Source organism: Streptomyces sp. 7R007 (genome assembly GCF_054850255.1).
In genome coordinates this window covers 19,516-31,015 of sequence record NZ_JBTWMV010000068.1, presented here as the reverse complement: position 1 = coordinate 31,015, position 11,500 = coordinate 19,516, and the positions used below count along the sequence as shown (strand labels likewise).

11 protein-coding genes, 4 pseudogenes and 1 riboswitch are annotated in these 11,500 nt (G+C 67.2%); of the genes and pseudogenes, 6 read left to right on the top strand and 9 right to left on the bottom strand.

The genetic code is table 11. The annotated features are described in order from the left end of the window. Positions 1 to 701 (bottom strand): SDR family oxidoreductase (locus ACYF6T_RS40850; protein WP_461703032.1); only part of this gene is annotated, 701 nt, incomplete at its 3' end. Continuing rightward, positions 688 to 1,443, bottom strand: coding sequence for a phosphoribosylaminoimidazolesuccinocarboxamide synthase (locus ACYF6T_RS40845; protein WP_461703031.1), 756 nt, complete (start codon positions 1,441 to 1,443; stop codon positions 688 to 690). The genes ACYF6T_RS40850 and ACYF6T_RS40845, both read right to left, overlap by 14 nt. Before the next feature lie 256 nt (positions 1,444 to 1,699). Here ACYF6T_RS40845 and priA point away from each other — a divergent pair, with 256 nt between their 5' ends. The 3 genes from priA to ACYF6T_RS40830 are packed head-to-tail and all read left to right on the top strand — an operon-like array spanning position 1,700 to position 4,354. Next, complete coding sequence (gene priA / locus ACYF6T_RS40840; RefSeq protein ID WP_461703030.1) at positions 1,700 to 2,473, top strand: bifunctional 1-(5-phosphoribosyl)-5-((5-phosphoribosylamino)methylideneamino)imidazole-4-carboxamide isomerase/phosphoribosylanthranilate isomerase PriA; 774 nt, start codon at positions 1,700 to 1,702, stop codon at positions 2,471 to 2,473. Between the two features lie 45 nt (positions 2,474 to 2,518). After that, entirely contained in the window at positions 2,519 to 3,469 is a 951-nt protein-coding gene (locus ACYF6T_RS40835) for a 2OG-Fe(II) oxygenase family protein (RefSeq protein ID WP_461703029.1), read from the top strand. Between the two features lie 36 nt (positions 3,470 to 3,505). Continuing rightward, positions 3,506 to 4,354, top strand: coding sequence for a TauD/TfdA family dioxygenase (locus ACYF6T_RS40830; RefSeq protein WP_461703028.1), 849 nt, complete (start codon positions 3,506 to 3,508; stop codon positions 4,352 to 4,354). 129 nt (positions 4,355 to 4,483) lie between these two features. Here ACYF6T_RS40830 and ACYF6T_RS40825 read toward each other — a convergent pair. From ACYF6T_RS40825 to ACYF6T_RS40810, 4 genes and pseudogenes are all read right to left on the bottom strand, one after another. After that, positions 4,484 to 4,705, bottom strand: a pseudogene (locus tag ACYF6T_RS40825) (IS5/IS1182 family transposase); the annotation flags it as partial. Positions 4,706 to 5,009: 304 nt separating this feature from the next. After that, positions 5,010 to 5,483 (bottom strand): hypothetical protein, encoded by a 474-nt coding sequence (locus tag ACYF6T_RS40820; RefSeq protein ID WP_461703027.1) that lies wholly within the window; start codon positions 5,481 to 5,483, stop codon positions 5,010 to 5,012. 242 nt (positions 5,484 to 5,725) lie between these two features. Beyond that, a complete protein-coding gene (locus ACYF6T_RS40815; protein WP_461703026.1) occupies positions 5,726 to 6,295 on the bottom strand; it encodes a hypothetical protein in 570 nt (189 codons plus the stop codon). A 231-nt stretch (positions 6,296 to 6,526) separates the two neighbouring features. Continuing rightward, on the bottom strand, positions 6,527 to 6,772 hold the full coding sequence (locus tag ACYF6T_RS40810; protein WP_461703025.1) for a hypothetical protein: 246 nt from the start codon (positions 6,770 to 6,772) through the stop codon (positions 6,527 to 6,529). A gap of 751 nt (positions 6,773 to 7,523) precedes the next feature. Here ACYF6T_RS40810 and ACYF6T_RS40805 point away from each other — a divergent pair. Both ACYF6T_RS40805 and ACYF6T_RS40800 read left to right on the top strand, forming a co-directional pair. Beyond that, a complete protein-coding gene (locus ACYF6T_RS40805) occupies positions 7,524 to 8,633 on the top strand; it encodes an epoxide hydrolase family protein (protein WP_461703024.1) in 1,110 nt (369 codons plus the stop codon). A gap of 56 nt (positions 8,634 to 8,689) precedes the next feature. Further along, positions 8,690 to 8,995, top strand: a pseudogene (locus tag ACYF6T_RS40800) (ATP-binding protein); the annotation flags it as partial. Positions 8,996 to 9,031: 36 nt separating this feature from the next. Here the strand turns inward: ACYF6T_RS40800 and ACYF6T_RS40795 are convergent. Beyond that, positions 9,032 to 9,898, bottom strand: a complete 867-nt coding sequence (locus ACYF6T_RS40795; protein WP_461703023.1) for a bifunctional 5,10-methylenetetrahydrofolate dehydrogenase/5,10-methenyltetrahydrofolate cyclohydrolase — start codon at positions 9,896 to 9,898, stop codon at positions 9,032 to 9,034. A 22-nt stretch (positions 9,899 to 9,920) separates the two neighbouring features. Then, positions 9,921 to 10,006: riboswitch (ZMP/ZTP riboswitch) on the bottom strand. A 197-nt stretch (positions 10,007 to 10,203) separates the two neighbouring features. On the opposite strand from ACYF6T_RS40795, the pseudogene ACYF6T_RS40790 reads away from it, so the two are divergent. Further along, positions 10,204 to 10,287 (top strand): annotated as a pseudogene (locus ACYF6T_RS40790) (IS5/IS1182 family transposase); the annotation flags it as partial. Here ACYF6T_RS40790 and ACYF6T_RS40785 read toward each other — a convergent pair. Together ACYF6T_RS40785 and ACYF6T_RS40780 are read right to left on the bottom strand one after the other, a co-directional pair. Further along, positions 10,286 to 10,502 (bottom strand): annotated as a pseudogene (locus ACYF6T_RS40785) (hypothetical protein); the annotation flags it as partial. The pseudogenes ACYF6T_RS40790 and ACYF6T_RS40785 sit on opposite strands and share 2 nt — an antisense overlap. A gap of 47 nt (positions 10,503 to 10,549) precedes the next feature. Beyond that, entirely contained in the window at positions 10,550 to 11,281 is a 732-nt protein-coding gene (locus ACYF6T_RS40780; RefSeq protein WP_461703022.1) for a dienelactone hydrolase family protein, read from the bottom strand. Positions 11,282 to 11,500 lie beyond the last annotated feature (219 nt).

Genomic DNA, 11,500 nt, shown 5'->3' with positions numbered 1-11,500 from the left:
TAGACGTAGAGCAGCCGGTCGATGCCGGTGACTGTGGCCTGCAAAGGCTTGGCGGGCCTGACTTCGATCTGCCCCACGGCCATGTCGTCCGGGAGGTCGATGATCGCTGCGACGCAGCGGGCGATCGAGTCCATGGCCATCTTGTGCGGGCCGTCGTCGCCGTCCAGGTTGGCGATGGCGCCGGGGGAGACCAGACAGGCGCGCACCCCGTGCGGGCGTTCCTCCAGCAGCAGGGTCTCGACGAAGGCACCCAGCGCCGCCTTGGCCGCGCTGTAGGCGGCACCCCCCTCGAAGTAGCGCGTCGCCGCGTGGCTGCCCATGAAGACGAACTGGCCGCGGCTCGCCCGCAGGGCCGGCAACAAAAGGCGGGTGAGATGGAAGTTGGCACCGAGGTTGACGGCCAAGGTGCGCTCCCAGTCCTCGGCAGCCATCGAGGAGATCGGCTCCAGCACCCGGTCGACCGCGCTGAACACGCAGACGTCGACGCGGCCGGCCTCGGCGAGCACCCGCTCGACGGCGCGGCGGATCTGCCCGGCGTCGGCGAGGTCGCAGGCGACCTCGGTGAGCCAGCCCTGTCCCGAAAGCGTGCGGTTGAGGGCGAAGACGCGGTATCCACGGGCCTTCAGTTCGGCGGCGATGCTCCTGCCGCTGCCCCGGTTCGCGCCCGTCACCACGGCCACGGGTACGTCAGCCGAGTTCATCGAACAGCCTCCGCCAGGCCTGGACGATCTCCTCGTGGCCGGCCCCCTTGCGGAAGAGGTCCTTGTCGAGGGAGGAGCCGTCCGCGTGCCGCAGCCGCATGCAGTCCTGGGACACCTCGGAGATGAGGACGACTTCGCCGTCGGGGGAAGTGCCGAAGATGAGGCAGAAGTCCCAGACCTCCACGGGACGCAGCCAGGAACGCAAGGACTCGTTCACCTCCAGGGCGATCCGGGTCCACTCGTCCACCGGCAGCTCCAGTGCGCGCAGATAGTCCTCCCCGATCGGCTGGTCCTCGGGATCCGTCCGGTAGTCGAACTTCACGACGGGCCTGGGCAGCACCTGTTCCGGCGTGAACAGGCCGGGGTACTTCACGAGAGTGGACCCCACGGCGCGGTTCTTCACGATCACTTCGAACGGCGCGGCGGGGCAGTACTCCGCCAGGTAGCACAGCGGTGACACCCGTCTGGTGAACGCCGTCCGCACACCGTCCGCGGCCAGTCGGGCAGCGGCGCGTTCGTAGAAGTCGAGGCGCAACGGCCCGGTGTCGGCCACGATCTCGTCCCGTTCGTAGGTGAAACTGCGCAGACTCGGAATGATCTCGATCAGGCAGAGACCGTCGGAAAGCAGCCACAGTTTCTTGCTCTTCCCCTGAACGTCGGGCTCCCGCCGTTCGCGCAGCACCGCCAACTCGTCGTCCGACACGTCTTCCGGGCGTATTCCGGGAACAATGGGGCTGGACATGATTCCCCTTCGCATCGTGAGCGCGTTCTGCGCACTGTCGCCCGGTGTGAAAGGAAAAGGCAAGTGGACGAAGGTGGTAGCCGTTCGACCACCTCGCTGCCCACCGGACGTATGGAATACCGTCCTATGAAGACGGCGCAAGCCGACGACGGCAAGCCTTTCCGTGCGGGCAATGCCCAGGAAAGCAAGAGGAAAGGCCATCCCCGGAAACAAGTCGCCGGCACGGAGCTGCACACGACCGGATGGAGATGCTGTGATGCCGGAACAGCTTGAACTCCTGCCGGCCGTGGACGTCCGTGACGGCCTGGCCGTCCGCCTGCTGCGCGGCGCGTCGGGTACCGAGACGTCGTACGGTCCTGCCCTGGCGGCCGCGCTGGCCTGGCAGCGCGCCGGCGCCCGGTGGCTGCACCTGGTCGACCTGGACGCCGCGTTCGGCACCGGGACCAACCGCGACCTGATCGCCGAGATCGTGCGATCCGTGGACATGGATGTGGAGGTGTGCGGTGGCATCCGCGACGACGCCACCCTCGCCGCCGCCCTGGCCACCGGCTGCACGCGGGTCAATCTGGGGACCGCCGCCCTGGAACGCCCCGCATGGATCGCCGGGGCCATCGCCGAGCACGGCGAGAGGATCGCCGTCAGTCTCGACGTCGACGGCCATCAGCTCAAAGGCCGCGGCTGGACCAGCGACGGCGGTGACCTGCACCGGGTCCTGTCCCGCCTGGATGCCGCCGGCTGCGCGCGTTACGTCGTCACCGACATCGGCCGGGACGGCACCATGACGGGCCCCAACCTGGACCTCCTGCGCGAGGTGTGCGCCGCCACGCGCCGGCCGGTCGTCGCCTCGGGAGGCGTGGCGACCCTCGACGACCTGCGTGCCCTGACCGCCCTCACCACAGCGGGCGTCGAAGGCGTCGTCGTCGGCAAAGCACTGTACGCGGGCGCGTTCACCTTGCCGCAGGCGCTGGCGGCCGTCCGTCGCAACGAGCCGACCGGCGCCGGCAGCCGCTCCCCGCATCCTGCGCGCTGAGCACCCCGATCCCGTTCGCAACCCACTCGAGAAGGGAAGAAGTCCATGGACGTGACTGCGATGCCGCTGAGCGGCAAGGTCCCGGTGATCCGCATGGAGAACATCGAGCAGGATGTGCTGAACGCCAGAGAGGACATCGCGGACCAGCTCGCGAACTGGGGGTTCATGGCGGCCGAGGTGCCCGGCATCGGCGAGAAGGTCGAGCGCATGATGAACGAGTTCGCCTCGGCGTGCCTGTCGAGCGAACCCCGGCTTGCCGACTACGAGTTCTCCCGTGTCCCGCAGCTGGCCGCCGGCGGAACGCACGGCTACTTCCCCTACCTCTCGGAGATACCGCGACTGGCCGCGGGGGTGCCCGACCCCAAGGAGTTCATCCACGTCAGCGGCGCCATGCTGGAGGACAGGCCGCCGCATGCCGGAGACGTCCTGAGGGCCTTTCCCACCTTCGGGGCCGCCGCGCGTGACGTCTTCGGCCTGGCCTTCACGACCATTTCGAGCTTCGGCGAGGTGGTCCGCGGCATCATGCCGCCCGGCACCCCGGAGTTCGAGCTCTCCCGGGACGCCACCAACCTGCGGGTCATCTACTACCGGGACGTGAACGGGCGGGAGGTCCTGGCCCACGAGCATTCCGGGATCCAGATGCTGGGACTGCAACTGCCCTCCTCCGACCAGGGCCTGCAGTACGTCCTGCACGACGGCACCTGGGTGGAGCCCGTCATCGCCAAGACGGACATCGTCCTGTGCAACATCGGCCGCATGCTGACGCACGCCTCCTCCGGCCGGTTCCGGCCCTCCACCCACCGCGTCCACTGCTCGAACACCGGCGGCGACTACAGCCGGCTGTCGTCCGTGATGTTCGCCTACCCGCCGCACAAGGCCCGGCAGTGGCAGATGGCGGATGGCGAGCTGAGGACGCTGGACGCCACCTGGGGCGACTTCATCGCCAAGCGCTTCGAGGGGCTGAGCGGGAAGCAGCCGCAGGAATCGGCGGACTGAGAGGGCACCGGTGCGGCCGGCTGCGGGGTGGAGCGGATGAGGTGGACCAAGGCGAGTGTCGTCCCGGCCCGGGTGTCCTGCCCGCACGAGGTCTCGGACCTTGTGCGCCGGGACGGCGCGGCGATTCTCACCGGCGTGTGCGACGAACGGGCAGCGCTCGACGCGGGACGGCGCAGCATGGGCGCCAAGGCGGTGAGGATCGGCACGCAGATCGAGGCAACCGAACGCAACGAAGCCACACAGGCCCGGGTCGTCGCGGCGCAGTCGGCCGACTCCCGGGGCCGCAGACGGTATCTCACCACGGCGGCGGAGCGCATGCCGCCGCACAACGACGGCTACGCGTTCGGTGACGACGCCCCGGATCATCTGTTCCTCTGGTGCGAACGTCCCGCCGCCGTTGGGGGAGAGTCCTTCCTCATCGACACCGCCCGCCTCCTCGACCTCTTCGCGGCCGCCCCCGACAGCGCCGACATGGTGCAGTTCTGCTGGAACACCCCGATCGACCACTCCGAGCCGAACTATCCGCAGGAACGTCTCCACCCCCTGGTACGTCTGACCCCGCGAGGGCGCTTCCAGGGGCGCTATCACCCCTACCTCTCCGCCGCGCACGGACCGATGCGACAGCGGGATCGCACCTTCATCCGCCGCTGGGAGCAGGCGGTGCTGTCCGCCCGCGACCACGGGCCGATGTTCCGGCTGGAAGCCGGCGACATGCTCTGCATCGACAACTACCGCATGCTGCACGGCAGGGACGCGCACAACGACCCTCGACGACGACTGTGCTCGATCTGGGGCTGGAGCACGGACGCCGTGAGCCTGCCCGAAGGCCCCCTGAACATCGTCGACCCCTGGATGGCAACGGCAGCCCCGCCGCAGGACACGTGACGGCGGCACTGCGCGAGCAAACGGACAGCCACCCTAGGTGCGCGCCGCCCGCCCGCCGTCGCTCGGGCCGATGGCGGCGGCCGCAGCGCACGCACACCCTGCGTGGCTGGACCAGGGAGGGTTCATCGCACTGTCCTGGGTGGCCACCGCGTCGTCGAAACCGGTGGAGTCCAGCGCCCAGCGCTGCTTTCCCCTCAGCGCGCCGGTCGCCATGATGACCTCCTTGACCTTCGCGAACAGCCGGTTCGGATCTCGCGAGTGCTGCAGCCGACGCCAGAGGTAGGTCTGTTACGACGGGTCGAAGGCTGGATCGAGCAACCCCAGCCCGCAGGCCGCTTTCCACCGCAGATCGCAAGCACCTGAGGTGGCATCGACGGGCGCCCGTTGGCCGACGGATACATGCCCGGAGGAATCAACTCCCGGCCGGTCACCCACACACCAGGCACGACCGGCTCCCGGTCCACTCGCCGTGCACACCCACAAGACCGGCCCCGGACCGCATGATCCGGAGCCAGAACCCACACCAATCTCAGTGATCTTCTAGCGCGCATGCGAGTGCCGCAGCGGCAAAATGGCGGAGAGACACGATTCCTTCATAAAGTGTTTAACGGCCCGGGAGGGTCGGAAAGCAACCCCTCCGGCACGACCGGTCGTATCAGTACCAACCCGGGGTGCATTTGGCGCCCGAGATGTTTGGCACGGATATGCACGCACGCATCCAAGTGCCGGCATTGGTCCAGGCGCCCGTGAAGGCAGAGGTCCCGGAAGTGACACGGGTAATGGAGAGCTGAGTCCACGTACGGCCGCCGTCCGAGGACCTGTCGACCCAGACGAGGTCACCGAGACGTGCGTTGGAAATACGCCCCCACGTACAGTCTGGCTCGTCAACCGACGGATCGCTGTAGATCTCCGGCGCATGACGCAGTTCGACGACACGGCCGTAGGCGTCGTAGTCGTTGAGGCGTGCCGTCCTGGGGTTCGGCAAACTGGTCGGCGAGCCCCCTTCACATCCCCACTTCGCAATCGACGCGCTGGCCGTAGTGGTGCCGAAAGCCAACGTACTGCCGACGATGACAGCAGCAAGCGCGGCGCAGGCACAGCGGCGTTTGCGGCGCAACGTGTCTCTCATGAGCGCTTCTCCCAACTCGTATGATCGCTGACGGCGTCACAAGCCACCCTGATGCCGTGCTCGCTGCCCCTCGGTATTCCAGAGAGCCATATGGCAACGGTGTGGGAGTGACTATCTCCCACAGTTCGGCGCTCTGGAATTTCCAAGTCTGCGTTTATCACATGGGGCCTTATCTGTTCCATTCCTCAAGACAGGGTGCGCCCTGTAGTAGGAGCTGTCGTTACGGATGCGTGCACAGTTCTTTAGTCTGCGTGCACTGTCATGGACTGTTGGCGGTGCTGGCGTGGCGAGAGGTCGTGGGCGCTGCGGAAAGCCTGGCTGAAATGTGCGGGGTGGGTGAACCCCCACCGGGTGGCGATCTCATAGATCGGGCGGGTGTCCAGACGGTTGGTCGCCGAGGTCGCACCGGCACTGCTCCAGACGGCGCTCGCGGATCCAGCCAGCGACGGTGTGTCCGTTCTGCTGGAACAGCTTGTGCAGGTAGCGCAAGGGTTCAGCGCCAGGTCCCTCAGGTTGTCGTGGATGTGGGCGGGGATCCGGGCCATGAGAGCGTGCTGCCGGGTGTGGGGCGGCACCACGCTCTCGGTGTCCAGCGATCCGGCCAGTCCTGCGGTCAGCGCATCGAGTGTCAGAGTGGACAGCCGTGCGGTGTCCGCCCGGCTGAATTCGTGCATGTGTCGGGCCAACTGCAGCAGGAAGGTGGAAGTCAGCGCGCCGATGCCCCGGGCGCCCGGGATGCGGGCCGCGCGCAGACGGCGCAGCTCTCGCGCGGGTAAGGGCAGCAGTGAGCGCGGAAACCGCAGGACCAGCACCTGCCCCGTCGGCTCCGTGGGTACGAGCCTCGTCAGGTAGGGACGTGAGCTTTCACGGAGGGCCAGATCACCGGCGTGCAGGACGGCAGGTGACGAGGAAGAGACTTCGGGATCGGCCCGGCCCGCTGAAACCGCCTGAGTTGAAAGCCCGTCTCACGCCGGAAGTCGAATCACTCCTGCGCAGGGACCTCGTCCGTGCTGACTACCTCCGTATGCCGCCGCCGGGCTGTGTCACCGGAGGGTGGCGTCTCGGGGTGAGACCTGATGCTGCGCGTATTGCTCGTTCCAGAGGTCCGCGAGCTCGCAAAACGCGTTGTTGATACGGTCGAGTTCCCAGAGCAGGTAGAGGCTGCCTCCGGCAAAGGGGATCCACTGACCCCAACGGAAGATGAGAACCGGCATACACAGCAAGCCGACCAGGACGATGAACTTGACGAAGATCTCGGGTCGGTACGTCTGTTTGCGTTTGAGAATCACACGCTCTCCGCGGCCGTGGACCCACTGCAGACGTGATCTCATGACTCCCCCTCGGGCTCTGCTCGATGCAGCACGAGACGCGATGCGAACCTGCTCGAAGCTGGATGAACGGAACCGTCCACGCTCCCGCCACGGTTGGCTGCCAGTCTCACGGCGCGTGGAGCTCCCAAGCCAGGTCTGTATAAGAAGTTCCGCGTATCTCCATAGGATCATCGCGAGTGGCGGCCTGCGCTCCGGGCAGCCCGACAGGGGCTGTGGTGACTCCTGGAAGATCACTGAGACCGTTGTGGGTTCTGGCTCCGGATCATGCGGTCCGGGGCCAGTCTCATGGGTGTGCAGGGCGAGTGGACCGGGGAGCCGGTGCGGGCCTGATGTGGGGGAGACCTGCCGGGAGTTGGTTCCTCCGGGAAGTGTCTTCGCGTTCCGGCCGGGCACCGTGAGGTGCTCTTCGCGCCGGAGATGTTCGCGGACATGTATCCCGTCGGCCAACGGGCACCCGTCGATGCCGCCTCAGGTTCTCGCCATCGCTCTGCGACCAGGTCTGCCCCGGCGTGCCCGACCGGGGACTCGACCGTGCTGTTGAAGACGTTGTCGGTCGGCTGGTGCATCTCCTTCGCGTGCACGGGCGTCCGCGGAGCCTGCGAGACGGGTCAAAGCCCGAAGACGGGCCCGAGTTTGAGGACGCGGCTTGGTGGCAGGGCACTAGGTGTACCGAGGACGCGGGAAACTGCTCAGCGAAGGGACCTCAGGAATGGCCGGCACTGCATACGCTCCCCCCGCCGTCGAACCGGCGGTTCTCGACGACCTGCGCTCCAGGCTTCGAGCGTACCGGCGCCTGGACCTTCCCCACGGTTTCGGCTGGGAACGAGGGGTCGACGCCGACTACCTCTCCGAACTGGTCGGGTACTGGGCGGATTCCTACGACTGGCAAAAACACGAGGCAAGAATTCGAAGTCTGCCGTGGGTCCTCACAGGAAGCGGCGGCACGCCCGTACGCAGCATTCATCTGCGCTCAGCGGACCCTGGGGCGGTACCCGTTCTGTTGCTTCACGGCTGGCCCGACTCAACTCTGCGCTTCGACAAGGTTCTTCCGCTGCTGGCGGACCTGCATCTCGTCGTGCCGGCGCTCCCCGGCTTTCCGTTCGCCGCACCCATCACGCAAAAGGGCATGTCGGCACCAGCGATGGCCGAAGCCGTCTTTGCGGCGATGACCGAACTCGGCTACGACCGATATGTCATCTCCGCAGGAGACGTGGGCTGCGACGTCGCTGAAGCCCTTGCCGCCTCACATCCCGAGCGGGTCATGGCCCTGCACCTGACCGACGTCTCGCAATACCATTTCCTCATCGAACCACCGCATGATCTCTCCGAAGCGGAACGGGCCTACGTCAGCTACGGCCATCGCTGGCAGGCGACCGAGGGCGGTTACATGCACGAGCAGTCGACCAAGCCGCACACGCTGGCCGTCGGCCTCGGAGACTCTCCCGCCGGGCTTGCCGCGTGGCTGGTGGAAAAACTCCGCACTTGGACCGACTGTGACGGTGACGTCGAGGCCGTCTTCACCCGGGATGAGTTGCTCACCTGGATCACCGCCTATTGGGTCAGCGGTGCAATCGGCACGTCCTTCACTCCGTACGTGGAGAGCGGCCCGAAACCAGCGGGACGCATCAACGTACCCACAGCCTTCACGATCTTTCCCAAGGACCTCGTCAACGCGCCGCGTGAGTTCGCCTCCCGCTTCTTCGATGTCCGCTCCTGGACTGAGCACTCAACCGGCGGGCACTTCGCAGCGTGGGAATGCCCGGAGGAGTACGCGGCGGGAGTACGCGCAGCCGTGAACCTCTCTTCCCCATCGGCCTGACAGGGCTTCCCGGTGGGGCAGAGGTGAGATTGCCGTTCCGCGCTTGATGCGGCCCACTCGCCTCCTGCGAGTGGGCCGCACAGAGCCGGCCACTCTGCCTGATCGGAGACTGCGGCATCGTCAAGTCCACATGCTGGTCGCCCGGGGCACCGAGGCCGCCATGAAGGGCTACCACGTCCGCTCCACACTGGCTGCGAAGCTGGTCAATGAGTTGGTCGTAGCCGCCGATGAGAAGCGGGCGTCTCTGCGTGGCCCTCGTCGACCGGCTCACCTTCAACGGCACCAGCATCGAGGCGGGAACCGACTCCTACCGCCTCGCCGCCATCCGCGCCCGGGCTGCGGAACCCGCCAAGACCGGCTGACGCATCCGCAGACCACGCCTCTGGGCCGGCGATGCGTCAGCGATGCCGCACTCCGAGCTGGTTCGCGGCGGCTTCCACGGTCTGCGCGAGCAGGACGGCAATGGTCATCGGCCCAACGCCACCGGGAACCGGAGTGATCAGACCAGCTCGGGCGAGGGCGGTGTCGTAGTCCACGTCTCCGACGTTGCCCGGGTTGTAGCCGGCGTCGATCACGACCGCGCCAGGTTTGATGTCCTCACCGTGGATCAGCCGAGGTCGTCCCACGGCTGCTACGACGACATCCGCTTCCCGGACGATCGCCGACAGGTCAGCGGTGCGGGAGTGGCAGTACGTCACCGTCGCGTCCTTGGCGAGTAGAAGCATCCCGGCCGGTTTACCCAGAATCGCGCTGCGCCCCACCACGACGGCGCGCTTGCCGGCGAGTTCGACGTCGTACGCTTCCAGCAATCGCATGATCCCGCCCGGTGTGCAGGACACGAAGCCCGGCAGCGCGAAGCTCATCGCGGCGAAGGAATGCATCGTGACCCCGTCGACGTCCTTCTCCGGAGCGATGGCCTCGAACGCCGCCCGCTCGTCAATGTGTGGGCCGCAGGGGTGCTGGAGCAGGATGCCGTGTACTTGCGGATCGCTGGACAGGTCCGTGAGGGTGTCGATCAGTTCGGTGGTCGTGGTGGTGGCGGGCAGAGCGATATGCCGGGACTGGATGCCGGCCTTCGCGCACCGCGCTCGTTTCATGCGGTCGTACGTGGCCGACGCGGGATCCTCTCCCACCAGCACCGTCGCCAGGCAGGGACTGCTCCCCGTGCGTCGTGAGATCTCCGCTGCCTTGGCAGCGGCCTCGTCGACGATGCGCTTGGCGAGGCTGGTGCCATCCATGAGCTGGGCCGTCTGAGTCGCGGACATCGTTGCCTTCCAGGCGTTGTTGACCACTCGCCCAGGCGCACGGCAACGACGTCTCGTCAGACCGCTCCCCGGTGGTGCTCCACCTCAGCGCCAGTCACGGCCCACGCTGAACTGTAGTAGACGCAGCATGCTCACACCCGACCAGCGTGCTGGGCCGGGAAGCGAACTGCGAAGGCCCGCCTCCCGCAGTGACGTCATTTCACCGGAAAACCACTACGCAACCGCTCTGTCCCGGAATGCCTTCACAGCCGATCGCCTGCGCGCACACATGGATCTGACCGTGCGGGCCGTAGCCTGCCGCCGGGGAGACCGCTCCCGAGCACGTCCTGCTCGACGGCACGCTCGCCGAGTGTGACCGGGTCGGCGACAGCCTTGCCGACTATCGCGCCGCTCGGGCAGCGTGAACGACACCTCGGCGATCTTCGCTCACCGGCATGCCCTGCGTGGACAGCAGGACCCTATGGGCCCGGCGCCATGTCACCACTGGCCCAGTGCCTCTGCGGATGCTCCGCAGCAGGCGCTGTCCCTCGTCATCGTCGATGTGTCGAGCCGCCCCGCCTGAACTCTGCCGGCCATGCCGACCAGTGTCAGTGAACGCGCCGATCGGGATGCGGTTCCCGATCGGCGCGTCGCGGACTGCGGGCGGCGGTATCAGCCGAGGTGCCGGGCGAAGAACCTCAGCGTGCTCTCCATCTCGAAGGCAGGGATCTCCCCGTGCTTGCCGGGGTTGGCGTGCAACGTCTTCTCGGTCGAGGCCAAGGCGTCGAACAACGCAAAGGTCTGGACTCGCGGCACCCGCTCATCGTCCCACTGCACCAAGAACTGCACGGGGACGGTGATCCGCGCGGCGGCCTCGGCCGACGCCAGCATCCCGCCCAAGCCCAGTACCGCCGCGCGGACCCGCGGTTCGGCAGCGACGAACGGCACACCGAGTCCGCATCCCAGCGAGACCCCCCAGTAGCCCACCAGGCCGGCGCCTACGTGCTCGAGTTGCTGAACCGCGTCCAGGACCGCTTGCCATTCCGGCACGGTCTGGCGGGCCACGAGCGCATGGAAGCCGGCGATCAGCGGGGCCAACTCTTCACCGGCTTCCACGCGAGCCTGGTTCTCAGTCGCGATCCGGTCGTACTCTGCCACCTTCGGCCGGTCGCCATGGGCCGGAACGTCGACCGCCACGACCGCGAAACCGCATGCGGTCACGAAGCGGCGTGCACGAGCCAGGACGTCAGGAGCCTTCTTGTGCTGGCCGCCACCGTGTCCGATCAGGACGAGCGGGCGAGTGGCGACGGCACCTTCCGGCGTCCACAACACGCCAGGAACGTCGCCGAGGGTGAAGAGCTGTTCGCGGACGCCGTCGGACGACATCTCAGAGATGAAGCGCATAGCGGGTGATGCCTTTCGGGATGCCTCTGCGGGCACTCCCTAGGCCATGCGGGAGAGGAAGGCCCGACCTGTCAAAGCGTTGATCGGTCTCACCTCCTCGGTTCGCAGCAGTGCACGGCGGCAGGAACGTACCACGAAGGACTCCACTCTGACCCGGGCCAGGGACGCCGACAGGGCGAAGGTCGTCTGATGCGGCACCACACCGAGTTGCTGACCCCT